Below are 24,565 nucleotides of genomic sequence, written 5' to 3'. Positions count from 1 at the left end.
GCGGCTCCCATGTCCGCCCTTTGCCGCACCTGTCTGACGGTCTTCGAGACCGGCCGCCGCTGCCCCGCCTGCGGCAGCCCGCGGGTCGTGGCCCACCCTGAACTGACGGAACTCTCCATCGCCCATATGGATTGCGACGCCTTCTATGCCTCGGTCGAAAAGCGGGAGCGGCCGGACCTGGCCGATGTCCCGGTCATCGTCGGCGGCGGGCGGCGCGGCGTGGTGACGACCTGCTGCTATATCGCGCGCATCAAGGGCGTGCGCTCGGCCATGCCGATGTTCAAGGCGCTGGAACTCTGCCCCGAGGCGGTCGTGCTCAAGGGCCGGATGGACCTCTATGCCGAGGTCTCGCGCCAGGTCCGCGCCATGATGGAGGAGCTGACGCCCGCCATCGAACCGCTCTCGCTGGACGAGGCGTTTCTCGATCTGACCGGCACGGAGCGGCTGCACGGCGCGCCGCCCGCCGTCATGCTGGCGCGGCTGGTGAAACGGATGAAATCGGAGCTGGGGATCACCGGCTCCATCGGCCTGTCGCATAACAAGTTTCTGGCCAAGATCGCCTCGGATCTGGACAAGCCCCAGGGGTTCTCGGTGATCGGGCGCGGGGAGACGGAGAGCTTCCTGGCGGACAAGCCGGTGGGGATCATCTGGGGCGTGGGCGCCGTCGGGCAGGAGTCGCTCCGTCGCGCGGGCATCCACACCATCCGCGACCTGCGCCGCTGGGACCGGCGCGATCTGGGCCGCCGCTTCGGCGCGATGGGCGACCGGCTGTGGCACCTGGCGCGGGGCGAGGATCGGCGCCGCGTCTCGGCCAACCGGCCGGTCAAGTCGATCTCGAAGGAGACGACCTTCTCGGAGAACACCCAGGATCTCGACGTGCTCGACGGCCATCTCTGGCGCCTGGCCGAGCAGGTCTCGGCCCGCGCCAAGGCCAAGGGGGTGGCGGGCCGCGTGGTGACGCTGAAGCTCAAGCGCGCCGATTTCCAGATCGTCACCCGCCGCCACGCCCTGCCCGAGCCGACCCAGATCGCCGACCGCATCTACCGCGAGGCGCGGGGGCTCTTGGACGGACTCGACCGGCTGGGCCAGACCCGGCTGATCGGCTGCGGCATCTCGGACCTCGTGCCGGAGGCGCAGGCGGACCGGGCGGGGGACTTACTCGACCCCAGCGCCGCGAAACGCGCCGCGGCGGAGCGGGCCACCGACGCCATCCGCGCCCGGTTCGGGACGGAGGCGATCGTGAAGGGCCGGGCGCTCAGGTAGCGTCCACGTCCCGCGCCCGCATGGCAAGCGCGTCCTGCGTCGTCAGGACGTTGCCACCCCATCCCCAGGACCCGCTGCGCGCCTCGAACACGCGGACCGATGTGCCGTCCCGAATGGATTTCCCGGCGACCGAGCCAAACGCCTCGGTCACGCGGCGGATGATCTCGGCCTTTTCCTCGTCCGAGAAGACCCCCTCGAGTACCTGGATTTCGATTGACGGCATGAAGCCCCCCTTGCTGATGATCGGTCGGACGATACCACAGCTTCCCTCGACCCCGTCCCGCGGCCTGCGCTCCGGATCGGCTGGACATGGCACGAGCCGCCATGATGCGGCCCCTTGGGCAGGAACGCCACATAGTCGACCCGCGCGGCGACCGGCAAAGGCACTTCGACGATTCCCCCCGAGGCGATCTCCTCCCGCGCGATGGCCGCTTTGAAGATCGTCGCGCCCAGCCCCTGACGCACCGCCTCCAGCAGGAGGTTGGCGCTGCCGATGCAGCGCTGCTCCAGCCGGTCGGTCTGCAATCCGCAATCGCGCATCAACTGGATCTTGGTCTCCATCCCGTCATGCCAGAGCCAGGGCAGCGCGTGCGGGTCCGGCGCCGCGCCGTTCAGCAGCGAGGGCGAGACGATCCCGATCAAACCCACCGGCGCGACGAGGCATCGGTCCGTTCCGGGCGGCGTGGTCAGCGTCCCGGGCTGTCCCGCCCGGATCGCCAGATCGAATCCCTCGCCCACCACATCCACGAAGGATCGGTCCGGATGGATCGAAATCTCGGCGCCGGAAAGACGCGAGATGGGGCATGATGACCCGCTCGGTGAGAAAGGGCGTCGTCGTGACCCGCAGCGCGCGGCTCCGCGCCCGGTCCCGCAAGCCGCCGACCGCGTCCGCGATGGTCCCGAACCCGTCGGCCAGCGCCAAGGCGAGCTGCCGACCGGCATCGGTCAGCTGAACCTGCCGGCCCTGCCGGGTCGCGAGCCGGTGGCCCAACTCCGTCTCCAGCGCGCGCACCTGCTGCGCCACGGCCGCATGGGTGACGTTCAGCGCCCGGGCGGCCTCCGCGAAGCTGCCATGGCGCGCCCTCGCGTCGAAGGCCCGGAGCGCCGTCAGCGAGGGAAGCGCGCGCCAGTCAAGCAAGACGATACCTCAGCTATCGTGTCGTCATCATTCCTGGCGAAGCGGCCCGGCGCGGAAATTCTAGTCTCCTGTCATCCCGCAGCTCAGGAGCACAGCTACGCCCCAAGTGCTACAGACCGCCGCCCAGAGCGGCAAAACAAGACATCTCGCCCCCATGAGCACGCCCCGCGCCCCCGGTCGCGTCGAGCTGCGCAGCTATGCCAGCCGGGTCGACATCCCCTTCGAGGCGGCCAACGGCATCCTCTTGGAATACGGGCAGATGATACATGACCGGTTCCTGTCCATGGGCGGCTTCCCCTTCGATCATAAGATGCATATCGCCTCTTTCTAGGAAAAGCTGCTCTCCGCCCTCCCGCCCCATGGCCGGTTCTACCTCGCCTGGACCGAAGACGGAGCGCTGGTCGGGACCGGCACGCTGCGGACCCTGGCCGACGGACTCGGCGAGATGAAACATCTCTACGTGCGGCCCGAGGCGCGGGGCACCGGTCTCGGCCGCCGGCTGGTCGAGGCGCGCATGCAAGCGGCGCGCGAGATCGGGCTGCGGAGCGTCGTCGCGGACACCTTTACCGGCAATCCCGAAATGCCCGTGCTGTATCGGTCACTGGGCTTCCGCGTGGTGCCGCCGTTCCACGGCTCCGCCTCGATCGGGATCAACCCCGATCTCGCCGAGCACATGACCCATTTCCGATACGACCTCTGACACCCACTTTCGCGGTCGCCGAGCTACTCCGCAGCCACTTCCCGCGAGGGGCGCATCGCCGCGCAGATGCGCGACAGCGCCTCGGTCATCAGGTTCTGCATCCCATCGAATCGGTCGTTGGGCCGGACCCGCGCCTCGTCCAGATAGAGCGCCCGGTCGATCTCGATCTGGAGCGCGTGACGCCCCTGGGCCGGCTTGCCATAGGCCTGCATCGTGTAGGCCCCGGCAAAAGGCGCATTGCGCGCCACGCGGAAGCCCAAATCGGTGAACACCTCTTCCACCATCTCGACCAGCCCCGGATCGCTGGAGGCGCCGAACCGGTCGCCCAGGACGATCTCCGGCGTGCCCCTCGCTCCGCCGCTCCCCTCGATCGCCTCATGGGGCATCGAGTGGCAATCGATCAGCAGGGCATGGCCGAACTGCGCCTGCGCCTCCGCGAGCAGCGCGTCGAGCTGTGTGTGATAGGGGTGCCAGACCTGTTCGATCCGCTCCAGCGCCTCGGCATGGCTGATCTTGCCGCGATAGATCGCGCGGCCCTGAGCGACCACACGGGGAATCACGCCCAGTCCGCTGCTCACCCGCGGGTTGGTCGCGCCCCGCGGCACGTCCCGGATGACCGCCGGGTCGAGTTCCTCCGCCGCGCGGTTGAGGTCCAGCACCGCCCGCGGCACCTCCGCCAGCAAGACCGGCACGCCGAGCGCGGGCACGCGGTCGAGCAGCAGATCGACATAGGCGTCCTCGGAGGACCGAATCCGTTCGCTGTCGAGCACCGTGCGCGACAGGAACTCCCAACCGTAATTGCGCCCCGAATGCGGAGACGCGACCACGACCGGCGCGGTCACGGCGCTGGGCCGGAGCAAGCGGAATGGGGGTTTCGTCATCGGGTACATCCCTATCTTGGGCCTTCAAATAGAGCGCGGACGAAAACGGGGAAAGGGGCCTTGCACGCCTTCTTGAAAGACACTATCCACCGCCGCACCAAAGCGCGGGGCGCACGGTCGGGTTCCGATCGACGCACCGTGGCGGAGGGGCGATTAGCTCAGCGGTAGAGCACTTCGTTGACATCGAAGGGGTCACTGGTTCGATCCCAGTATCGCCCACCACCGCCCGGTCCAGGCCGGGTCGGATACAGGTTTCACCGCTCCTCCGGGGGCAAAGGTTCACCCAGGGGCGCGCGCGCTCCGCAGGCAATAGGAGAGCAGCCATGAAGGTTCGCAATTCCCTCCGGTCGCTGAAGAACCGGCACCGCGACTGCCGCGTCGTGCGCCGTAAGGGCCGGGTCTACGTGATCAACAAGACCCAGCGGCGGTTCAAGGCCCGCCAGGGCTGATCGCCGGACGATCGACAGGATCGGGGCCGCACCTTCGGGGGGCGGCCCTTTTTCATTGTGCGCCGCCCTGCCCCGCCGGGCGCCGCGCGGATGCGCCCGGCCGCGCGGGGCTCGATGCCCCGCGGGGGCGGCGTCCCTCCCTTGTCCCGCCGGGCGCCCGCGCATAGCTTCGCGCGCATGGAGCCTCTCATCGACCCCTTCGCGCGCCGGATCGACTACCTGCGCATCTCGGTCACCGACCGCTGCGACTTCCGCTGCACCTATTGCATGTCGGAGCACATGACCTTCCTGCCCAAGCGGGATCTCCTGACCTTGGAGGAGCTGGACCGGCTTTGCTCCGCCTTCGTGCGCATGGGCGTCCGCAAGCTCCGCATCACCGGCGGCGAGCCGCTGGTCCGCCGCGGCATCATGACCTTCTTCGAGGCCATGTCCCGCAATCTCGGCGCCGGGCTCGACGAGCTGACGCTGACCACCAACGGCTCGCAGCTCGACCGCTTCGCCCAGCCGCTCGCGGCGGCCGGCGTGCGGCGCGTCAATGTCTCGCTCGACACGCTGGACCCCGAAAAGTTCAAGACCATCACCCGCTGGGGCGCCCTGCCCAAGGTGCTGCGCGGTATCGACGCGGCGCGCGCGGCGGGGATGCGCGTCAAGATCAACGCCGTGGCGCTCAAAGGCTTCAACGAAGCGGAGCTCTTCGATCTGACCGACTGGGCCGCACGGGAGGATCTCGACCTGACCTTCATCGAGGTCATGCCCATGGGTGACATGGGCGATGGCACCGACGGCACCCTGCGGCTCGACCAGTATTGGCCGCTCAAGGATCTGCGCGCCCGCCTGGCCGAGCGCTATACCCTGACCGAACTGGCCCACCGCACCGGCGGCCCCGCCCGCTATGTCCGGCTGGAGGAGACCGGCCAGCAGATCGGCTTCATCACGCCGCTCACGCATAATTTCTGCGAAAGCTGCAACCGGGTCCGCCTCACCTGCACCGGCCAACTCTACATGTGCCTCGGCCAGGAAGACATGGCCGATCTGCGCGCGCCGCTGCGCGCCTCCGAATCGGACGCCCCCCTGGAAGACGCGATCCGCACCGCCATCGCGCGCAAACCCAAGGGCCACGATTTCGATTATTCCCGCCAACGCGCCGACGGTCAGGTCTCCCGGCATATGAGCCATACCGGCGGATGACCTACGCGGACCTGGAGCGTCAGGCCCAGGCCCGCGCCCTCACGATCCTTGGCGGCTTTCACGAGGACGGCACCGTCCTGATCCTCGGCCCCGATCCGCAGACATTCTGGCCCGCCCTGACCGCCGCCCCGGACTGGAACGCGCCGGACCCGGTCGATGCATGGTCCACCCGCGTCATCGGCGCCTGGGCGCGGGAGCTCGGCGCAGAGGCCCGCTTCCCCTTCGGCGATCCGCCGCAACCCTTCGTGACCTGGATGCTGCGCACCGGCCGCTGCCACGTCTCGCCCGCTCACCTCCTGGTCCACGACACCCACGGCCTGATGGTCAGCGCCCGCGGCGCGCTCCTGCTGCCCGGGCGCATCGCCCTGCCCGCCCCGCGGCCCTCTCCCTGCGACGGCTGCGCGGCCCCCTGCCTCTCCGCCTGCCCGGTCGGCGCGATCGACCCGCAAGGCTACGACCTGGACGCCTGCCACGCCCACCTGTCGGGCCCGAACGCCTGCATGGCCCAGGGCTGCGCCATCCGCCGCGCCTGCCCCGTCTCGCCGCCCCGCCCGGCGGCGCAATCGGCCCATCACATGTCCTTCTTCCATCGCGAGTTGCCATGATCCTGATCCTTATGCGCCATGCCAAATCCTCCTGGGGCGACCCCATGCAGGAGGACCACGAACGCCCGCTGAACAAGCGCGGGCGCGAGGCGGCGCCGCGCATGGGCGCCTGGCTGCGGGCGCAGGGCTTCACGCCCGCGCGCATCCTCTGCTCCGACGCCGTCCGGACACGGCAGACCTGCGCCGCCCTGGGATTCGATGTCCCGCCCGAGCTGCGCCCGGACCTCTACCTCGCCGGACCGGGGACGATCCTGACCCTGGCCCGGGCCGCAACCGAGAGCCCACTCCTGGTCATCGGCCATAATCCCGGCATCGCCGAAGCCGCCGAAGCGGCCGTCGACGCCCCCCCGGCCCATCCCGACTGGGACCGCTACCCGACCGGCGCCACCGCCGTGATCGACACCCAAGCCCGCCGCGTCCTGGCCTTCGCCGTCCCGCGCGACATGGCGGAGGACTGAGGCGCCCGAGCCACGGCACCGAGGCCCTGTCCCTCCCCGCCCCCTGACGCATCGCGAAGACTCAAGCCGCCGCCCAGATGGCGCAGCCGCCGCACGGCCCAGCGCAACGCCGCCCCCGAGCGACCGGATTTTGCACAACATGCCAGACCTCTGCTCCCGCCCCGCCCCGGACGGTCCAACGCGGAGCGATTTTGGCCAGGCCCCCGCGCGCCGAGCTAAAGCCGCGCCAGTGCGCCGATCGCGTCACGACCAAAATCACGACCCAGATCACGACCGAGATCACGACCCGGCCCACCAAAGGCCGACCGGGACAGTCGCGCGCCCAGCCCCCCATCACGGGTTCAAAAATCCTCAAATCTCGACCGCTCAAACCGGCAACGCCGTCTCCGACTTCAACTCCTCCATCGACAAGAGCGCCGTCACGTTGAACACCCGCACCTCCGAGATCAGCGCCTGATAGAACACGTCATAGGCACGCGCATTCGCGACCCTAACCTTCAGAATATAATCGATATCTCCCGCGAGCCGATGCGCCTCCTGCACCTCCGGCCGGGCGCGGAGCGCGGCGAGGAAGCGGGCCTGCCACTCCGCCTCATGCTCCGAGGTCCGGATCAGCACGAAGAAACACGCCTCCAGCCCCAGCGCGTCCGGATCGACCACCGCCACCGGCGGCCCCATCACCCCGGCCTCGCGCATCTTCCGGATCCGATTCCAAACCGGCGTCTTCGAAGACCCCACCTCCCGCGCGATTTCCTCAAGCGACCGCGACGCATCGCGCTGCATCTCGCGGAGGATCTTCCGATCGAGCGCGTCGAGCTGGACCCGTGTCTGCAAATCATCTGACATCTAGACGCCTTTCCCAAGTGCTCGCCGTTATTCCGTCATTCATCCCTGTTATAACCCTCCCTATCGCAGAACACAGGGAAATCGTCCTATATTCGCGGGCAAGCAACGAGGCTGCCATGAACCATTTCCCCGTCTTCCTCGCCCTCGAAGGCCGCCGCGTCCTGGTCGCCGGAGGTGGTGACGCCGCTATCGCCAAGCTGCGCCTGCTGCTCAAGACCACCGCCCGTCTCACCGTCGTGGCCGAGGATCCCGCGCCCGAGATCCAGAGCTGGGCCGCCGAGGGCCGCCTGGCCCTGATCCCCCGCGCCCAAGAGCCGGGCGACGCCCTGTGCTGCGTCATCGCCTATGCCGCGCATGAGGATGCCGCCAAGGACGCGGTCAGCCTGCGCCTTTCGGCGGCGGATGGCGCGCTTGTGAACGTGGTCGACGATCTCGCCAACTCGCAATTCATCACCCCGGCCATCGTCGACCGCGACCCCGTGACCATCGCCATCGGCACCGAGGGCGCGGCCCCCGTCCTCGCCCGCAAGATCAAGGCGGAGCTCGAAGAGCGACTGCCCGCGCGGCTGGGCCTGCTCGCACGGGTCGGGAAGGGCTTCCGCAAGATGGCCGAGGCGCTGCCGATGGGCGCCGCCCGGCGCCGTTTCTGGGCCGCGTATTACGATCACGCCGGACCGCGGGCCGCCGATCAGGGCGAAGAGGCCGTCGGAGAGGCGCTGGCCAGCTTGCTGGCCGAGCATCTCCAGGCCGATGAGCGCCCCGGTCACGTCGATCTTGTCGGCGCGGGGCCCGGCGACCCCGAATTGCTGACGCTCAAGGCCCGCAAGGCCTTGCACGAGGCCGATGTCGTGATCCACGACCGGCTTGTCCCCCCTGCTATCCTGGAGCTCGCCCGCCGCGAAGCGACCATCATCGAAGCGGGCAAGACGGGGTTCGGCCCCTCCATGGCGCAGGCGGATATCGACGCGCTCATCGTCGAACACGGCCTGAACGGCGCTCATGTCGTGCGCCTCAAGGGCGGCGACCCGGCCGTCTTCGGCCGCCTCGACGAAGAGATCGAGGCACTGGACCGCGCGGGCCTCTCCTGGGCCGTCATCCCCGGCATCACCGCCGCCTCCGCCTCGGTCGCGGCGATCGGGCAGAGCCTGACGAAACGCGGCCGCAACGGCGCGGTGCGGTTCCTCACGGGGCACGACGTCAAGGGCTTCGCCGATCAGGACTGGCGCGCGCTGGCCCGGCCCGGAGAGGTCGCCGCGATCTACATGGGCAAGCGCGCCGCGCGCTGGATGCAGGGCCGCCTGATGATGCATGGGGCGGCGCCCGAGACCCCGGTGACCGTGGTCGAGAACGCATCGCGCCCCGAGCAGCGGATCGTCGCCGCCACTCTCGCCACCCTGCCCGACGCGCTGAACGGCGTGGACGGCCCCGCCCTCCTCCTCCACGGCCTGGCGCCCCGCGCCGCGCAGGCCGCCCTCGCCGACCGGGAGATCGCCCTATGAGCCGCCGCCCCTTCATCCCCAAGGTCGTCACCGCCAACCGTCTGATCGAGGGCGATGTCGTCTACCTCGCGGCCGATGACCGCTGGGTCGTCTCGCTGAAAGAGGCCGAAATCTACGAGGACGAGGCTGTCGCCGAAGCGCGCCTGTTGGACGCCAGCCGTCAGACCGAGACGGTCGTCGGCGTTTACCTGGCCGACGTGACCCCCGGCCCCGACGGCCCCGAGCCCGTCCATTTCCGCGAGGCGTTCCGCGCCTCCGGCCCCACGAACTACGCCCACGGCAAAGCGCACGAGGTGCTCTGATGTACCAATACGACGAATTTGACACCGCCTTTCTGGCCGAGCGGAACGCCCAATTCCGCGCTCAGGTGGAGCGCCGCCTGGATGGCAGCCTCACCGAGGACGAATTCAAGCCGCTGCGCCTGATGAACGGCGTCTACCTGCAACTCCACGCCTATATGCTGCGCGTGGCGATCCCGTATGGGACACTCTCGGCCGATCAGATGCGCGTGCTGGCGGAACTGGCGGAGCGGTGGGACAAGGGCTACGGCCATTTCACCACGCGCCAGAACATCCAGTATAACTGGCCCAAACTGCGGGACATTCCCGACATGCTGGACCGGCTGGCGGAGGTGGGGATGCACGCCATCCAGACCTCGGGCAACACGATCCGCAACGTGACCGCCGACCATTTCGCCGGGGCCGCCGCCGACGAACTCGTAGACCCGCGCCCCTATGCGGAACTGCTCCGGCAATGGTCCACGGACCACCCGGAATTCCAGTTCCTGCCGCGCAAGTTCAAGATCGCCGTGAGCGGCTCGCCCAACGACCGCGCCGTGACGAAGGCGCATGATATCGGGCTGGTCGCCACGGAGCGGGACGGCGAAACCGGGTTCGAAGTGCTGGTCGGGGGCGGGCTGGGCCGCACGCCGATGGTCGGCAAGACCATACGCGACTTCCTGCCCCTGGCCGATCTGCTGCCCTATTGCGAGGCCATCGTCAGCGTCTACAACCGCCTCGGCCGCCGCGACAACAAGTACAAGGCACGCATCAAGATCACCGTGCACGAGAACGGGCTGGACGAGATGCGCGCCCAGGTGGAGGCCCGCTTTGCCGAGTTGCGCGCCCAGTTCGACGGGCGCGACATGGACGCGCTGGACCGGATCCGGAAGCAATTCGCTCTTCCGCCCTTCCGGGCCTCATCGCCCCTGCCGGACCGGCTGGATCCCGCGCTGCAAGGCTGGCTCGAAGCGAACGTCACGCCGCATAAGCGCGCCGACCACGCCATCGTGACGATCTCGATCAAGGCGCATGGCCAGACGCCGGGCGATGCCACCGCCGACCAGATGCGGCTGATGGCCGACCTGGCCGAGCGCTATGGCTATGGCGAATTGCGCATCTCCCACGAGCAGAACGTCATCCTCCCCCATGTCCGCCGCGCCGACCTGCCCGCGATCTACGCGCGCCTGAACAAGGCGGGGCTCGGGACGGCGAATGTCGGGCTGGCGAGCGACATCATCGCCTGCCCCGGGATGGATTACTGCGCGCTGGCGACGGCCCGCTCAATCCCGGTAGCGCAAGGATTGGCGGTCGCATTGCAACCGCTGGAGCGGGAGATCGGCGCACTGAAGATCAAGATCTCGGGCTGCATCAACGCCTGCGGCCACCACCATGTGGGCCATATCGGCATTCTCGGCCTCGATCGCGCGGGGGTCGAGAACTACCAGATCACCCTGGGCGGCGACGGGACCGAGACGATGACGATCGGCGAACGCGCCGGTCCCGGCTTCGCCTACGATCAGATCGTCCCGGCCGTCGAGCGGCTGGTCCGCGCCTATCTGAAGCTGCGCCGCGACACCGACGAAACTTTCCTGGCCGCCTATCGCCGCCTGGGCGCCGCGCCGTTCAAGGCCGCGCTCTACCCCGAGGAGAAAGCCCATGCCGCTTGACGTCCACGCCCTCCTGACCGCCCGCGCGGCGCAGCTGAACGCCGATCTGGCGGAGGCCTCCGCCGAGACGATCCTCGACCACGCCCTGCGCGATGCCCGCCTGGGCGAGGTGGCGATGGTGTCCTCCTTCGGTGCCGACTCGGTGGTGCTGCTGCACCTCTTGGCGCAGATCGATCCGACGCGGCCCGTGCTGTTCCTGGAGACGGGGATGCTCTTTTCCGAGACGCTGGCCTACCAGCGCGAGGTCGCGGAGACACTCGGCCTGACCGATATCCGCGTCATCCGTCCCGATGCCGCCGACCTTTTCATGCACGACCCGGACGGGGAGCTGAACCGCGTCGATACCGACGCCTGCTGCGCCATCCGCAAGGTGAAGCCGCTGGAGTTGAGCCTGCAAGGGTTCGACGCCTGGATCACCGGGCGCAAGCGCATCCATGGCGGCGCGCGGGCGAGCCTCCCGCTGTTCGAGGTCGACGGCCCCCATATCAAGATCAACCCGCTGGCCAAATGGAGCGGCGCGGAACTCGCCGCCTATATGGAGCGCCACGCCCTGCCCCGGCATCCGCTGGTGGCGAATGGCTTCACCTCCATCGGCTGCGCGCCCTGCACGACCTCGACCCTGCCGGGCGAAGACCCGCGGGCCGGCCGCTGGCGTGCGTCGGAGAAGGCCGAATGCGGCATCCATTTCGACGGGGCGCGGATCTGGCCCGCTTCTCCCAAGACCGACGCGAGCCTCTGACATGCCCATCGTGACCGATTCCGGCTTTGCCCCGGACGACCTGAACGCGCGTTTCGTCTCTTCCGACGACCTGCCCGCCAACGGGCCGGTCGCCGTGGACGTGGCCTCCGACGCCGATCTCGCGCCGGTGCTCGCCCGTCTGGACGAGATGAGCGCAATTCGTGTGGACTTCCCCAGCTTCGCCGATGGGCGCGGCTTCACAATCGCGCGACAGCTGCGCCGAGCCGGCTATCGCGGGCGTCTGCGGGCCAAGGGTCACGTGCTGGCCGACCAATACGCGATGGCGCGGCGCTGCGGGTTCGACGAGGTGGAAATCGACGAAAGCCTCGCCGCCCGCCAGCCCGAGCCGCACTGGCTGGCCCGCGCCGACTGGCAAGCCCATGATTACCAATCCCGTCTGGGCCGCGCCCGCGCCTTCTGACGCCTTCCCTTGATCTGTCTCAACGACTAGACCCCCCGGAGGGGCGCAGTCCTGCGCCCATGAAAGACATGACCGAGCATCGCCCCGTGACCCACGCCACCCCCGTCAACGCAACGCCCCAGCCGGTCCTGCCCGACGCGCAGACAGTGACGGCGGTTCAGCACTGGACCGACCGCCTGTTCAGCTTCCGCGTGACCCGCCCCGCGAGCCTGCGCTTCCGCTCGGGCGAGTTCGTGATGATCGGGCTGATGGGCGACCCGGACCCGAAGACCGGCCGCCAGAAGCCGCTTCTGCGAGCCTATTCCATCGCCTCGCCCAGCTGGGACGACGAGTTGGAGTTCTACTCGATCAAGGTGCAGAACGGTCCGCTGACGTCGAAGCTGCAACATATCCAGCCGGGGGACCAGATCATCCTGCGGCCGAAGCCCGTGGGCACGCTCGTCCATGACGCGCTGCTGCCGGGCAAGCGGCTGTGGTTCTTCGCCACCGGGACGGGCTTTGCGCCCTTCGCCTCGCTGCTGCGCGATCCCGAGACCTATGAGCGGTTCGAGCAGGTCATCATCACCCACACCGTGCGCGACGTGGCGGAGCTGGAATACGGCCGCCGTCTGATCGACTCCCTGCGCGCCGACGAGATGATGCAGGAGTTGCTGGGCGAGGAGAACCTCGCCAAGCTGACCTACTACCCGACGACCACCCGGGAAGAGAGCCCCAAGATGGGGCGGATCACGCATCTGTTGGAGGATGGGACGGTCTTCCGCGACCTCGGCATCGAAGGCATCTCGCCCGAGACCGACCGCGCGATGATCTGCGGCTCGCTTGGGCTGAATACCGATCTGAAAGCGATCCTCGAAGGCTATGGCCTGGAGGAAGGCGCGAATTCCGACCCGAAGCACTTCGTCGTCGAAAAGGCGTTCGTCGGCTAGACGGCTCCCTCCGCGCCGTCTCCCGGTCTGGGTCCGAGCGCGGTGCAGCCCGTGGGGCGCGCAGATGCGCGCCCTACACCCACTCCACCTCGTCGCCCCGTTCAAGCATCTCGCCGATCAGCCCGACTTGGTCGCGCCCCTCGGCGACCTCAGCATCCAGGGCCCGCTCCGCCTCGGCGACCCGGGCAAGCGCGGCGATGGTTTCGTCGATTCGGGCGAAAGGCACGACGACGACACCGTCGCGATCGGCCACGATCATGTCGCCCGCCTCGACCGGGATCCCGCCCACGATCACGGGCAGGCCCACCGTGCCCGGCCCCCGCGCCACCGGGGAGTTCGGCGTCAGCCCCCGGCACCAGACCGGCAGGCCCACCGACTGAAGCCCATCGAGATCGCGCATCGGTCCATCGGTGACCAAGCCTACCCCGCCCCGATTCTTCAGGATCCCCATCACACGGTCGCCGGCGGCGGCGCAGCCCATATACCCCTGCGCCTCGGCCACGATCACATCGCCGGGCTGGGCGAGGTGGATCGCGCCCAAGGTCGCCAACAGGTCTCCGGGCCGGTTGCCCGCCGTCATCGCCGGGCCATGGACGCGGTCCGGCAAGCCGGGCAGCGGCGCGATGGACGCATCCATGGCGCCGCTGCCCCACATCGCATCGACCACGAAGCCTGTCGGGATACCTGCGAAGGCGGCGATATGCGCCTCGGTCGGGCGGCGCGGGCTTCGGGCGATACGCAGCCGTTTCGGTTCTTCGATCATTGCGGTCCCTCCGTCATGCTGGTTTGGAGCGACCAGCGAGGGCACGCAAACGAAAAAGGCCGCGCCAGTCGGCGCGGCCCCGTGCGTCGGCCGATCACGTGGCCGAGCAACTCATTCCATCCCGAAGCGCCGCTTGAAGGCCAGGATCGTCGCATCGATGAATTCCGGGCTGGTCTCGGCCTGGTCCAGCGCGGTCGAGAGGGCGACCCGGCCCACCGCATCGAGCGCATCGCTCGTCTCCACGATCGTCCGCAGCGCCTCGACGTCGAAGCCCTCGCGGGTCAACAGCGCGGCGAGTTCGCTCTCTCCCGAGGGCGCCGCCATGCTCTCCGCCTCGGTGGCCTCCTCGGTTGCGGGGGTCTCTTCGGTCGCGGGGGCCTCCTCGGTTGCAGGCTCTGTGGCGAGCGACTCTTCGACAGCAGGTTCCTCGGCGGGGCCGTCCGATGCGCCCCCCTCTTCCACGGCTCCGGCCGCTTCTTCCGCCGGCTGTTCGGGTTCGGCAGCGGTCTCTTCGGTGGCCGCCGCATCGCCCGTCGCGCCTGCTTCGGCGGCGGCATCCTCCGTCGCAGCCTCTTCTGTCGTCTCCGCCGGAGCCTCGGCCGCATCCGTGCCGTCCTGAGCGGCCGGCTCCGCCGAGCCCTCGACCGCCTCCGGTGCCGCGTCCTCTTCGGCCTCAGTCGCGGCCGCTGGCTCGGCGCCGACATCCTCGGCCGTCGCCGCGGCCTCCGCTTCGGTCTCAGCGGCGTCGGTCTCGGCAGCCTCGCTCGCCTCGGGCGCGCTTTCCGCTGGCGCCTGCTCTTCGGTCGCGGCCGGAGGCTCCGCTTCCTCGACCGGCGCGGTGACCGCGGGGGTCGGCTCCGCCGCCTCGTCCTCCACAACCTCGGCGTCGCTCGTTTCAGCAACCTCGCCATCCGAAAGGCTGTCGATGACGATCCAGGACAGGGCGGCGACGACCAGAACGGCCAAACCGACAATCACATTGCGGGACATGGGATGGCTCCTTTGAGCGGGTTGTGCGTCGTGGGCATATCCTAGTCGGGCGACCAACGAAATATCCCTGCAAGGGGTTCCCGCGCACGCATCCGCGCCTTGAAGAAAAGGCGTCAAACGGCTACCTTGCGCGCCTGACCGAATGACGAAAAGGACCACGACCATCGCCCGCAGACCCCACAACGCGCCTCCGACGCGCGACACCGGCCCCCGCGTTAACGACCGAATCCGCGCCGTCGAGATCAGACTGATCGGCGCAGACGGCCAGAATGTCGGCGTGGTCAGCCCTTCCCGCGCCCGCCAGTTGGCGGAAGATGCAGGGCTCGACCTGGTGGAGATCAGCCCCAACGCCAACCCGCCCGTGTGCAAGATCATGGACTTCGGCAAGTTCAAATACGAACAGCAGAAGAAAGAGGCGGAGGCGCGCAAGAAGCAGAAGACCATCGAGGTGAAGGAGGTGAAGTTCCGCCCCAACACCGACACCCACGACTACGACGTGAAAATGCGTAACGTCGTCAAGTTCCTGGAGAACGGGGACAAGGTGAAGGTCACGCTTCGATTCCGCGGCCGCGAGATGGCGCACCAGAATCTGGGGCGCGAATTGCTGGAGCGGGTGGCCGAAGACACCAAGGATATCGGCAAGGTCGAGAACTTCCCCAAGATGGAAGGCCGACAGATGGTGATGATGATCGGCCCCTCGCAGCGCTGATCCCCATCTTCCATCCGCGAAATAGCCCCGGCCCTGCGCCGGGGCTTCCTGTTTTCGGCGGGGCGCAGGGACGGGCGCGATACGCGCCTCCCGAGGGACGGTTGGCGCTCGCCCCCGTCCGGCCTTCGCCAGCCCCTGCCCGGGCCCCGGGCCGCGTCAGAGGATATGGAAACACGCTGTGGCGCATGTGGGGACATCGGCCATGGCCGCGATCCGGATCCCTGCCCTCAGCGCCGACATGGGACGACCGCAAGCATGGGACGACCGCAAGCCCGGCGAACCGTCCCCCTCCGACCTCCCCGCGCGGCCGATCAGATCGGAATCACGATCTCCGCCTTGAGGCCGCCCAGCGTCTCCGACTGTCCCAGGCGGAGAACGCCGCCATGGGCCCGCGCCACGTCCCGCACGATCGACAGGCCCAGCCCCACATTGCCCCGCGTATTGCTGCGCGCAGTGTCGAGCCGGGAGAAGGGCCGCGTCGCCGCCTCGCGATCGGCCTCGGGAATGCCGGGCCCGTCATCCTCGACGGTGAACGCGACGGTCTGGTCCGAGACCGTCACCCCGGCCCGGGCGCACGAACCATAGCTAAGCGCGTTGCCCATCAGGTTGCCGAGGGCGCGGACGATGCTCCCGGCTTGCAGGTCCACGGTCGCGGGGACGCCCCAGATCTCGACATCGCCCGGCGCCGTCCGCGCGGCCTCCCGCAGCAGATCCAGCGCATCCACGGGCTCACGCTTGGCCACGGCGTCCTCGTGGGCGAAGTCGAGGAAGGTGTCGATGATCCGCTCCATCGCGGCGACGTCGCGGGTCAACTCCTCGGCCTCCGGGCCCTCCATCATCGACAGTTCCAGCTTCATGCGGGTGAGCGGGGTGCGCAGATCGTGGCTGACCCCCGACAACAGCAACGTCCGCTGCTCGATATGCCGCTCGATCCGGGTGCGCATGTGCAGGAACGCGGTGCCCGCGGCGCGCACCTCGCGGGCGCCGGTGGGGACGTATTTCATCGATTGGCCCCGCCCGAACGCCTCCGCTGCCCGGGCGAGCCGGTAGATCGGCCGGATCTGACCGCGCATGAACAGGAACGAAATGGCCGTCATCAGCAACGCGACCCCTACCATCAGCACCAGCAGCTGGTGCGGGTTCGAGGCCGAGACGCTGGAGCGGGAGAACTCCATCCAGGTGCCATCGGCGAAGCCCAGCCGCACCTGCTTCCGCGTGGTGAGCGCATCGACGCGCACCCCCTCGAAAAGTTGCTCGAACTGCTCGCGCATGGCCCGGCCCGACAGGTCCCAGACGCCGATCCGGTTGGAAACCGGACCCTGGCCCAACTCGATCCCCAAAGGGCCTGCCAGGTCGGGCCGCCCCCGCACGAGGGCCACTTCGCGCGCCATGTTGGTCGTCATCTGAACGGTGACATCCTCGTAATGGCGTTGCAGGAACATCACCGCGACGGCAAGCTGCAGCACCACGATCGGCACGGTCAGGATGAGCGCCGCGCGGGCGTAGAAACTGCGCGGCATCCAGCGCCGGGAGGCGGGCGGGCTCGGGTTCGGAGCGAGGAGATCGGACATGACGGATAGCTACGACGCAGAGGGACAGGGCGAAAGCGGCCTGCGCCGTCTCGTCGCGCCGAACCCGTCGCCGATGACCGAAACGGGCACGAACAGCTATGTTTTGGGCACCACGGATCTGGCCGTGATCGATCCCGGCCCCGACGATGCCGCGCATCTTGCGGCGCTGGAACGGGCCGTAGCCGGCCGACCGGTGCGCGCGGTGATCGTGACGCATTCGCACCTGGACCACTCGCCCGGCGCCGCCCCGCTCGCCGACAAGCTGGACGCGCCCGTCCTGGCCTTCGGGCCGTCCGAGGCGGGGCGCAGCGCGGTCATGCGCGGGCTCGACGGGCTGGTCGGCGGCGGCGAGGGCGTGGACGCGGGCTTCCGCCCGGACGAGAGGCTGGCCGATGGCGCGCTGGTCACCGGCGAGGGGTGGACTCTGGAGGCGCTGCACACGCCGGGGCATATGGCGAACCATCTCTCGCTGCACTGGCGGGAGCGGAACGAGACCTTCACAGGCGATACGGTGATGGGCTGGGCCTCGACCCTGATTTCCCCGCCCGATGGCGATCTGGGGCAGTTCATGGCTTCGCTGGACCGCTTGGAGGCGCTGGAAGCGCGCCGGTTCCACCCCGGCCATGGCGCGCCCATCGACGCCTCGTCCGCCCGATGCCGCGCGTTGCGCACCCATCGCCTGGGACGAGAGGCCGCCGTGCTCGCCGCCCTCTCCCGCCCACAGCGCATCGCGGATCTGGTCCCCCAGATCTATGCCGACACGCCGCCCCCGCTCCACGGAGCCGCCGCCCGGAACCTGCTGGCGCACCTGGTCCACCTGGAGCAAACCGGCCGCGTTGCCGCCGCGCCGGATATCCATCCGGACGCCCTTTGGCAAAGGCTCTGAAAAATCCCACCGCCCCCCTTGCGCCCAACTCACGCGCCCGCTAATCGAACGCCCGTGTTCCGGCGTAGCTCAGCGGTAGAGCAGTTGACTGTTAATCAATTGGTCGTAGGTTCGATCCCTACCGCCGGAGCCAAAATATTTCAACGAAATCCGAATCTTGGGCATCAGGTCGCTTCGGGCGACCTTTCGTCTTTCGCCTGAATCGCCACGGAGTCGCCACCGCGAGCACGATTAGACGTGGCGGGGCATTGCGCACGGCGAAAGTACCGCTCTCGGGCTGCCTCACAGCCGCGTAGCCGAATTCCGTTTGAAATTCCGGACGTTTGGCGAAATCCTGAGAACTCCGCCTCGAGGCGCCGAGCGCAGGAGACCGCATGTCCGAAGTGATGAAAGCTCTGCGAGGCAGCGCCGATCCGTTGGAAAACGATCTCGCCCGCGTTTACGATCACTGGCAGGAGGTCAAGCGCAGCCAGGATCACGCGGCGGTTTTGACAGGTGTGCGGGCGTTGCGGTCCTCGAACTGGGCGGGGCTGAGATAGAGCGTCTTATGCGGCCCATACTCGGCTGGTGCATCCCGCCCATCGCAGGCCATTGCGAATGACATGGATGATGCCGCTGAGAACCTTCCGGTCGTCAGACCGAGCAACGCCGCGTGGCTTTGGGAACAAGTGCTGGATGCGTTTCAGGTGCTCGCGGTCGAGTCAGAACAGATGCGACATGGAATATCCTCCTGTCGCCTTTGAATCACGATGGTGTGGCCGATGGAATCAACGCAGTGATGTCCGCAGTCCGCGGCAAAGCCGTCATCCGACAAAAACCGTCAGATGACGGCAGTGAGCTCTTTCCAGAAGTGACCCAGCAGAAGCCCTAGCAAATGCAGCATAAACACCTCTGGTCCTGACCGCTGCGGCGCAGAAGGAAAAGCGGTCATCCGTGACCGGTGCAGCGAGATCTCAGACCTCAAGGTCCGGGTTGCGGAACGAAACGGTCGCTTGGCTGCCGCGCGCGAGTGGCTGGCATCTGCGGTTCGCGAACGCGGCGATTAAATTCCGCGGTGACATGCCGTCATTCGCCTAGACCGCCAAGAGAACCAACCCCCGGGCTAGAAAGCGGCCGTTCGACCCCTGAACATCCGACAGAAAAACTCAGATGACGGTTCTGAGCCCGGAATCGACACTTGAGCACTCTGCTGTCATTGCGTCGTTCAAGCATTCAAGGGTTGCAACAGCTCAGTTATCCGGCTTCTCAACCACAGGTGTGGCGGGCTGTCAGAAAACCGACGGTGCCAAATTAGAACCAACCGGGCCGGATCCACGCGGATCGGAGGCTCAAACACATTGAGATTTGCTGATTTGGCAATGCGATGTGCCAACGCGGATGGAAGCAAGGCGATGAGGTCAGAACCGGCGACGGCGCGGTATACTCCAGAGAAAACTGGCAGGGTCATTGCCACATTACGTTCGCGCCCGATCCGCGCAAGGGCCTCATCCCCAAGGCCTTTAGGATTGCCTTCAGTCGAAAACAGCACATGCCCAAGGTCGCAGAAGAGGTCGAGCGGCATGACATCGCCTCGTGCAAGCGCAAGCTCGGTTGTCCTTGGGTGAGCTTTCCTGGCAATGACAGAGAAGGTTGAGCTGAACACCGGTTGGCCTTCTGCCCAGTCGGGCAACGGCGTTTCAGGGAGCAAGGCAAAATCCACGTCGTGGCTTGCCAAGGTGTCAACACGGTCGTCTGGGATAAGGTCGACGAGGTGAACACGCAGTGAAGGAGCATGTGCTGTCAAATGCTCGGCCAATGCTGGCATGAGCATTTCGGCAAAGAAGTCGCTGCCCGAAATACGGAAACTGTGTTCTGCGGTCGCAGGGTCGAACGCATCCTGTGCGCGGATCAGCGCTTCGACACGGCTCAGAATGTCTTGAAGCGGTTCTTTGAGCGAGAGGGCGAACTCGGTCGCTTCGAGCTTCTGTCCGCTCCGAAAGAACAACTCGTCGCCGAGAGACAGGCGAAGCCGTTTCAGCGCTCCGGATACGGCTGGCTGGGAGAGGCCCAAACGCGCACCGGCCCTTACGGTGGAATGCTCAATCAGCAGCGCATCGAGCACACGCAGGAGGTTCAGATCAAAGCTGGATAAATTTGCCATGACAATTGATATCATACAATCTATCGATTTAACAGATTAACCTGGCGCGAGTAGCCTGAGATCAGCTCCAACGATCAGCCCTAGGAGGATCAAGATGCTGGATCGCCCCCGCACCTATAACGTTCTGAACATACTCATGAAGTTTCATGCCTTTCCGTCCGAGACGATGGACAAGTTCTGCTTTGTCGAATGCCTTGTCCCGGTTGGAGCCGGTGCGCCGCCGAACCACCACGCGGGCGAGACGGAGTCGTTCTATATCATCGATGGGCAGATTGGTTTTATGGTCGATGGCAAAGAAATCCTGGCTGGTCCAGGCGATCACGTGGCAATTCCCGATGGGGCCGTGCACGCGTTCCAAGCGGTCGGAGACAAGCCGGCCCGCCTCTTGATCATCAACGCGCCCGGGCACATGCACGACAAGTTTTTTACCGGAATCGGACACCCCCTTCCTGAGGGCCAGACCGAACTGCCGGAACCCAGCGAGCCAGATATTCCGTCTGTGTTATCCCTCGCGGAGAAAGTTGGCATGACATTTGTGGCTCCGGCCGAAGCACCAGCTTGACCCGACCCGCAAAACGCAAGCACCACAGGTGCGGGACGCAAACAGCGCCCGCACCTGTACTACCCAGACATGAGAAAGTCGGCTTTGTCCGCACAGCCGTCGAACGCCTGACTTGTGATGCTGCACGCCGCGCGAACGACTGGTTCGGTGAAGCTGCATTGCAGCGGTGGGATGGCCGGGGAAAGTTCGCACCCGGCTGTCTCTTTTGCCTGATATGTCCGCTAATCGCGCATTCCGCCGGTTCGAACAGGGCGCAGCATTGAGCACGTTGGGCTCACTGCAGACAACTGCGGCGCAGCGACGCCTGACAGATCCGGCAATTGCGAAGCAGTCATTCGTTATCGCGGGGTAGACTCCGGCCGGCGGCAAGGTGCCGGTGCCTGGTGAGGGAGGGCTGGATGGAAACCTCACCATGTCCAGAATCCAGCTTCCAGCAACCAGACCACCGCGCCCGCCGTGGAACAAGGGGCGGCCGATCGGCCAGAAACGTCCTCTTCTGCCCAGGCAGGTCTGGGCCATTCGTGCGCGGCTCAAACTCGGGGACAACTTACGGGACCTGGCATTGTTCAACCTCGCGATCGACAGCAAGCTTCGCGGCTGTGACCTGGTTCGCCTCAAGGTTATCGATCTCGTCGCCGGCGGCTCCGTCCGCGATCGCACGTCTGTCGTCCAGCGCAAGACCGGGCGTCCAGCGCAATTCTAGGTAACTGAGAACACCCGGAGATCGGTACTCGCGTGGGTGACATCGCCCTCCGTGCTTGGTCAGGTGTTCCTGTTCCCAAGCTGGTTCCACAGCTCACCGCACATCTCGACGAGACAGTACGCACGTCTCGTTCATGACTGGGTATGTGCAATCGGGCTCGATCCAAGCGGGTATGGCACGCATTCTCTACGCAGGACCAAGGCCGCGCTGACCTACAGGAAGACTGGCAACCTCAGAGCGGTCCAGCTCTTGCTTGGTCATACCAAGGTGAACAGCACGGCCCGACACCTCGGCGTCGAACTCGACGACGCCCTGGGCATCGCCGAGAAGATCGACATCTGAGGCGTTGGCGGACGGCAGCAGTCGTCCGCCATCCAAGACCGGACACTGCCCACATCTGACCATAGCGTCCGTTTAGAGCCCAGAGCGGCCGCGCGTTGTCTTCCACTTCTCATCGCTTTGACAGCATGAGCCCAACATTCGGCTGACATGCTTAACTGTGTTATCATCTCCCTATGGGCACGAATTCGATCTCGGGGAGGTGTGTAATATGGCAAATTCGGAAGTGCCGGGATGCTGTCCTCACGATTGCCAGGACGGCTGCTCTTGGGTGGCACATGTCGAAGACGGTCAAGTTACCAAGGTTGTCGGCAACAAGCAGCATCTTTTCACCCGCGGTATCTTGTGCGCCAAGATCAATGACTACCAAACTCGGGCCTACGCACCGGATCGTCTGCTCCACCCGTTGCGCCGCACTGGAGCAAAGGGCAGCGGGGAGTTCGAGCGAATTTCCTGGGACGAAGCGATACACGAGATCGCCGCTGAGTTTGGAAATATTATTGATGACTGGGGTTCCGAGGCGTTGATGCCGCTTCACGACATGGGCTCAGCCGGGGCATTGCAGCGCCGCGCGCTCATGCGTCTCTTTCACCATATCGGCGCAAGTCGCCTCCACGGCAGTCTGTGCGGCCAGTCCGGCAACACAGTGGCTGCGGAAGGACACCCGATCAGCTTCGATCCCGAGACGATCGCGAACAGCGAATGCATCCTGCTATGGGGAGCAAATCTGCTGTCCACAGCCCACCATCATTGGCACTTTTGCCTCGAAGCGCGAAAGGCGCGGAGCGCCAAGATCATCAGCATCGACCCCAGACGGACGCGAACTGCCGCAAAATGCGACGAACACATTCCAATCCGCCCAGGAACGGACGCTTTTCTTGCCGCTGGCATAGCGAATGTGCTCGTCGAGGACGGTATCGCCGATTTCGAATACGCGCGTTCGGCCGCCGACGATCTGGATGCATATCTTGAGGAAATCCAAGCCTGGACGCCGGACCGTGTCGGCGAAATCACGGGCGTGGCGCCGGATGATGTCGTACGGATCGCACGAGTTTACGGGGCGGCTCGTCCGGGCACTCTTCGGGTTGGTATCGGCCCCCAGCAATCCCGGTTTGGTGATGTCTTCGTCAAGAGCCTGAGCGCGCTCGCGATCCTGTCGGGTCACTGGAGGCTCCCCGGCGGTGGCCTTTCCATCGAGGGCTATCCGACCTTCGACAATACCGCACCCGAGTGCCCAGAACTTTCACCAGAGGGCACACGCAGCCTCCACAGGGGCCAGCTTGGCCAGATCCTGACCTCGCTTGACCTCGATCCGCCAATCAAGGGACTGATGGTTTGGGGGCACAATCCCGTCGTTAACCAGATCGATGCGGAGACGGTTAGGCACGGGCTCTGCCGAAATGACCTCTTCACGGTCGTGATCGAGCACTTCATGACCGACACCGCCCGACATGCTGACATCGTCTTGCCGTCTACCACCCAGCTGGAGCATTTCGACGTTCAGGGCTCCTGGGGCCAATGCTACGTGGGCCTGAACAAACCTGCCATCCCGCCGATGGGTGAGGCCAAGCCTCACACCGAGATCCTGCGCCACCTGGCAAGTAAAATGGGACTCGACGAGCCAGCGCTCTTCGCAGACGACGAAACAACCGCCCGTTCCTGCCTGCCGGACGGCTTCGACTGGGAGACACTCAATCGGCAAGGCTGGCTTTATGCGCCACAGCCGAGGAGAGACCCGGCTTCGATGGGAGGGACACTGAAGATGTCTACGGCTCTTGACGGGCCGGAGGACATCGACGTGAGCGACCTCTTTCCGGACGGTAGACTGCGGCTCCTTACCGTCAAGCCGCACTACCTCCTGAACTCAACATTCGCGAATATGCCAAGGCAGGCCGGACAACAGGGAATACCCACGTTTGAGATGAACCCGGCGGATGCCGCGAACTTGGGATTGCAAGATGGCGATCGGGTCGTAGCCCACAATGGAAAGGGCACATTGCCGGCGATCCTACGTGTCACCGATACCGTTGTCAGAGGCACCACTGTTCTCGAAGGGAAGTTTTGGTGGACCGCTGATAAGGATGGTTCGCCGGTCTCAAACCGTTTGGCCGAAAGCAACTGGACCGACGGCGGACAGCCAACGTTCAATGACATCTTTGTAAAGGTGACTGCGGCGAACTAAGGTCGGCGATGTCGGGGAACACGACGGCAGCAAAGTCCGCTTGTCAGACATCAAGTGGCTCCGCGGCGAACGACCGGTTCCGATCTGGCCCAACTAGCGATGCTCGAACGACCGCTTATGGGAAACCGAGCTGCGCAGTAGCGATGAAATAGCCGTCGGTAAGCGATCTGGACGACCACCAACGCCGCAGGCGCATCGGTCCGGTAAGTCCGCGACCCAGACGTTGGGGCCGGCCGCAGCGAACGGTCGCAATGGCGAACGTTCGATCTCTGTTCCATCTCGCCGAACGCCACCGGGATCGAATTGTTTAGGTGGTCGGCCCCAAAAGCCACATGGATACAGGGGCTTGAAAGGAATTCACCAAATCGGCGCAGTCATGAGGTCCGGAGAATTTTGGGGTAGAGAAACCGCTTCCTGGCCTTCCAGCGACTATGCCAGTGCTCAGCCTTTCCCGCATAACCCTCGAATACAACGAGAAAATCCGGCCGCCGCCGGATCGGGAGAACGCTTTCGCGAGGGCAAGTGACGGAGGGGACGGGACCGGAGTCGAACGCTCTCTGGCCGCTAGGCTCCGGCCTGATAACCAGTAGCTGACGGTTGCGGCCAGTGCGACGGCGGAGAGGAAGACATCGGCGCGGCGGTCGTAAGGCGTGGCAATG

The 24,565-nt window shown here is 66.4% G+C and carries 26 protein-coding genes, 2 tRNA genes and 2 pseudogenes; 21 read left to right on the top strand and 9 right to left on the bottom strand.

Annotated elements, in window-relative coordinates:
* Positions 1 to 9: 9 nt before the first annotated feature.
* Positions 10 to 1,263: a DNA polymerase IV gene (locus tag DTQ71_RS21860; protein WP_109566413.1), complete on the top strand. Its 1,254-nt coding sequence runs from the start codon at positions 10 to 12 to the stop codon at positions 1,261 to 1,263.
* Here the strand turns inward: DTQ71_RS21860 and DTQ71_RS21855 are convergent.
* The 3 genes and pseudogenes from DTQ71_RS21855 to DTQ71_RS25010 all read right to left on the bottom strand — a co-directional run.
* On the bottom strand, positions 1,256 to 1,486 hold the full coding sequence (locus DTQ71_RS21855) for a tautomerase family protein (RefSeq protein WP_109566412.1): 231 nt from the start codon (positions 1,484 to 1,486) through the stop codon (positions 1,256 to 1,258). The genes DTQ71_RS21860 and DTQ71_RS21855 overlap by 8 nt on opposite strands.
* Positions 1,411 to 2,205: a LysR substrate-binding domain-containing protein gene (locus DTQ71_RS25015; protein WP_109566433.1), complete on the bottom strand. Its 795-nt coding sequence runs from the start codon at positions 2,203 to 2,205 to the stop codon at positions 1,411 to 1,413. Before DTQ71_RS25015 ends, DTQ71_RS21855 begins: the two co-directional genes overlap by 76 nt.
* A 1-nt stretch (position 2,206) precedes the next feature.
* Positions 2,207 to 2,401 (bottom strand): annotated as a pseudogene (locus DTQ71_RS25010) (LysR family transcriptional regulator); the annotation flags it as partial.
* 154 nt (positions 2,402 to 2,555) lie between these two features.
* Between DTQ71_RS25010 and DTQ71_RS23720 the strand changes: the two are divergent.
* Together DTQ71_RS23720 and DTQ71_RS21840 are read left to right on the top strand one after the other, a co-directional pair.
* Complete coding sequence (locus tag DTQ71_RS23720; RefSeq protein ID WP_170125540.1) at positions 2,556 to 2,732, top strand: hypothetical protein; 177 nt, start codon at positions 2,556 to 2,558, stop codon at positions 2,730 to 2,732.
* Between the two features lie 6 nt (positions 2,733 to 2,738).
* The gene (locus DTQ71_RS21840) at positions 2,739 to 3,101 is read left to right on the top strand and encodes a GNAT family N-acetyltransferase (protein WP_109566410.1); all 363 of its coding nucleotides are present in this window, start codon (positions 2,739 to 2,741) and stop codon (positions 3,099 to 3,101) included.
* Between the two features lie 23 nt (positions 3,102 to 3,124).
* Here the strand turns inward: DTQ71_RS21840 and DTQ71_RS21835 are convergent, their stop codons facing one another.
* Positions 3,125 to 3,982: an N-formylglutamate amidohydrolase gene (locus DTQ71_RS21835; RefSeq protein ID WP_109566432.1), complete on the bottom strand. Its 858-nt coding sequence runs from the start codon at positions 3,980 to 3,982 to the stop codon at positions 3,125 to 3,127.
* A gap of 147 nt (positions 3,983 to 4,129) precedes the next feature.
* On the opposite strand from DTQ71_RS21835, the gene DTQ71_RS21830 reads away from it, so the two are divergent.
* The 5 genes from DTQ71_RS21830 to DTQ71_RS21810 all read left to right on the top strand — a co-directional run bounded on the left by DTQ71_RS21830 (position 4,130) and on the right by DTQ71_RS21810 (position 6,682).
* Positions 4,130 to 4,204: transfer RNA gene (locus DTQ71_RS21830), tRNA-Val, on the top strand.
* A 101-nt stretch (positions 4,205 to 4,305) separates the two neighbouring features.
* Positions 4,306 to 4,431, top strand: coding sequence for a type B 50S ribosomal protein L36 (ykgO, locus tag DTQ71_RS21825; protein ID WP_005850168.1), 126 nt, complete (start codon positions 4,306 to 4,308; stop codon positions 4,429 to 4,431).
* A 177-nt stretch (positions 4,432 to 4,608) separates the two neighbouring features.
* The gene (gene moaA, locus DTQ71_RS21820) at positions 4,609 to 5,619 is read left to right on the top strand and encodes a GTP 3',8-cyclase MoaA (RefSeq protein WP_109566431.1); all 1,011 of its coding nucleotides are present in this window, start codon (positions 4,609 to 4,611) and stop codon (positions 5,617 to 5,619) included.
* Positions 5,616 to 6,224, top strand: coding sequence for a 4Fe-4S dicluster domain-containing protein (locus DTQ71_RS21815; protein ID WP_109566409.1), 609 nt, complete (start codon positions 5,616 to 5,618; stop codon positions 6,222 to 6,224). The genes moaA and DTQ71_RS21815 overlap by 4 nt, the downstream gene beginning before the upstream one ends.
* Complete coding sequence (locus DTQ71_RS21810; RefSeq protein ID WP_109566408.1) at positions 6,221 to 6,682, top strand: SixA phosphatase family protein; 462 nt, start codon at positions 6,221 to 6,223, stop codon at positions 6,680 to 6,682. Before DTQ71_RS21815 ends, DTQ71_RS21810 begins: the two co-directional genes overlap by 4 nt.
* Before the next feature lie 366 nt (positions 6,683 to 7,048).
* Here the strand turns inward: DTQ71_RS21810 and DTQ71_RS21805 are convergent, their stop codons facing one another.
* Positions 7,049 to 7,528 (bottom strand): Lrp/AsnC family transcriptional regulator, encoded by a 480-nt coding sequence (locus DTQ71_RS21805; RefSeq protein WP_109566407.1) that lies wholly within the window; start codon positions 7,526 to 7,528, stop codon positions 7,049 to 7,051.
* Between the two features lie 116 nt (positions 7,529 to 7,644).
* On the opposite strand from DTQ71_RS21805, the gene cysG reads away from it, so the two are divergent.
* From cysG to DTQ71_RS21775, 6 genes are all read left to right on the top strand, one after another.
* Positions 7,645 to 9,027 carry a siroheme synthase CysG gene (cysG, locus tag DTQ71_RS21800; protein WP_109566406.1) on the top strand — a complete coding sequence of 461 codons (1,383 nt, stop codon included), beginning with the start codon at positions 7,645 to 7,647 and terminating at the stop codon, positions 9,025 to 9,027.
* Positions 9,024 to 9,329 carry a DUF2849 domain-containing protein gene (locus tag DTQ71_RS21795; protein ID WP_109566405.1) on the top strand — a complete coding sequence of 102 codons (306 nt, stop codon included), beginning with the start codon at positions 9,024 to 9,026 and terminating at the stop codon, positions 9,327 to 9,329. Before cysG ends, DTQ71_RS21795 begins: the two co-directional genes overlap by 4 nt.
* The gene (locus DTQ71_RS21790; protein WP_109566404.1) at positions 9,329 to 10,975 is read left to right on the top strand and encodes a nitrite/sulfite reductase; all 1,647 of its coding nucleotides are present in this window, start codon (positions 9,329 to 9,331) and stop codon (positions 10,973 to 10,975) included. The genes DTQ71_RS21795 and DTQ71_RS21790 overlap by 1 nt, the downstream gene beginning before the upstream one ends.
* Positions 10,965 to 11,714: a phosphoadenylyl-sulfate reductase gene (locus DTQ71_RS21785; RefSeq protein ID WP_109566403.1), complete on the top strand. Its 750-nt coding sequence runs from the start codon at positions 10,965 to 10,967 to the stop codon at positions 11,712 to 11,714. Before DTQ71_RS21790 ends, DTQ71_RS21785 begins: the two co-directional genes overlap by 11 nt.
* 1 nt (position 11,715) lies before the next feature.
* The gene (locus DTQ71_RS21780) at positions 11,716 to 12,135 is read left to right on the top strand and encodes a DUF934 domain-containing protein (RefSeq protein ID WP_109566402.1); all 420 of its coding nucleotides are present in this window, start codon (positions 11,716 to 11,718) and stop codon (positions 12,133 to 12,135) included.
* Between the two features lie 68 nt (positions 12,136 to 12,203).
* Positions 12,204 to 13,061 (top strand): ferredoxin--NADP reductase, encoded by an 858-nt coding sequence (locus DTQ71_RS21775; protein ID WP_109566430.1) that lies wholly within the window; start codon positions 12,204 to 12,206, stop codon positions 13,059 to 13,061.
* Between the two features lie 73 nt (positions 13,062 to 13,134).
* Here DTQ71_RS21775 and DTQ71_RS21770 read toward each other — a convergent pair whose 3' ends face one another.
* Entirely contained in the window at positions 13,135 to 13,824 is a 690-nt protein-coding gene (locus DTQ71_RS21770; protein WP_109566401.1) for an RraA family protein, read from the bottom strand.
* A 111-nt stretch (positions 13,825 to 13,935) separates the two neighbouring features.
* The gene (locus tag DTQ71_RS21765) at positions 13,936 to 14,814 is read right to left on the bottom strand and encodes a hypothetical protein (protein WP_109566400.1); all 879 of its coding nucleotides are present in this window, start codon (positions 14,812 to 14,814) and stop codon (positions 13,936 to 13,938) included.
* A 142-nt stretch (positions 14,815 to 14,956) separates the two neighbouring features.
* Here DTQ71_RS21765 and infC point away from each other — a divergent pair, with 142 nt between their 5' ends.
* Positions 14,957 to 15,523, top strand: a complete 567-nt coding sequence (gene infC / locus DTQ71_RS21760; RefSeq protein WP_109566399.1) for a translation initiation factor IF-3 — start codon at positions 14,957 to 14,959, stop codon at positions 15,521 to 15,523.
* A gap of 311 nt (positions 15,524 to 15,834) precedes the next feature.
* Here the strand turns inward: infC and DTQ71_RS21755 are convergent, their stop codons facing one another.
* On the bottom strand, positions 15,835 to 17,094 hold the full coding sequence (locus DTQ71_RS21755; RefSeq protein ID WP_109566398.1) for an ATP-binding protein: 1,260 nt from the start codon (positions 17,092 to 17,094) through the stop codon (positions 15,835 to 15,837).
* Here DTQ71_RS21755 and DTQ71_RS21750 point away from each other — a divergent pair.
* From DTQ71_RS21750 to DTQ71_RS23715, 3 genes are all read left to right on the top strand, one after another.
* Positions 17,093 to 17,980: an MBL fold metallo-hydrolase gene (locus DTQ71_RS21750; protein ID WP_109566397.1), complete on the top strand. Its 888-nt coding sequence runs from the start codon at positions 17,093 to 17,095 to the stop codon at positions 17,978 to 17,980. The genes DTQ71_RS21755 and DTQ71_RS21750 overlap by 2 nt on opposite strands.
* A gap of 58 nt (positions 17,981 to 18,038) precedes the next feature.
* Positions 18,039 to 18,113, top strand: a tRNA-Asn gene (locus tag DTQ71_RS21745).
* Between the two features lie 241 nt (positions 18,114 to 18,354).
* Positions 18,355 to 18,519 carry a hypothetical protein gene (locus DTQ71_RS23715; protein ID WP_170125539.1) on the top strand — a complete coding sequence of 55 codons (165 nt, stop codon included), beginning with the start codon at positions 18,355 to 18,357 and terminating at the stop codon, positions 18,517 to 18,519.
* A gap of 665 nt (positions 18,520 to 19,184) precedes the next feature.
* Here DTQ71_RS23715 and DTQ71_RS21735 read toward each other — a convergent pair.
* A complete protein-coding gene (locus DTQ71_RS21735) occupies positions 19,185 to 20,135 on the bottom strand; it encodes a LysR family transcriptional regulator (protein WP_245947693.1) in 951 nt (316 codons plus the stop codon).
* A gap of 79 nt (positions 20,136 to 20,214) precedes the next feature.
* On the opposite strand from DTQ71_RS21735, the gene DTQ71_RS21730 reads away from it, so the two are divergent.
* The 3 genes and pseudogenes from DTQ71_RS21730 to DTQ71_RS21720 all read left to right on the top strand — a co-directional run bounded on the left by DTQ71_RS21730 (position 20,215) and on the right by DTQ71_RS21720 (position 23,906).
* Positions 20,215 to 20,682, top strand: coding sequence for a cupin domain-containing protein (locus DTQ71_RS21730; RefSeq protein ID WP_109566395.1), 468 nt, complete (start codon positions 20,215 to 20,217; stop codon positions 20,680 to 20,682).
* 412 nt (positions 20,683 to 21,094) lie between these two features.
* A pseudogene (locus DTQ71_RS21725) lies at positions 21,095 to 21,727 on the top strand (tyrosine-type recombinase/integrase).
* 208 nt (positions 21,728 to 21,935) lie between these two features.
* Positions 21,936 to 23,906, top strand: a complete 1,971-nt coding sequence (locus tag DTQ71_RS21720) for a molybdopterin-containing oxidoreductase family protein (protein WP_109566394.1) — start codon at positions 21,936 to 21,938, stop codon at positions 23,904 to 23,906.
* Positions 23,907 to 24,565: the final 659 nt, after the last annotated feature.

It is taken from the genome of Jannaschia seohaensis, assembly GCF_900116765.1.
Lineage (GTDB): Bacteria > Pseudomonadota > Alphaproteobacteria > Rhodobacterales > Rhodobacteraceae > Jannaschia > Jannaschia seohaensis.
Note: the sequence above shows the minus strand (reverse complement) of the source record. Positions and strands in the feature narration are given on the sequence as shown.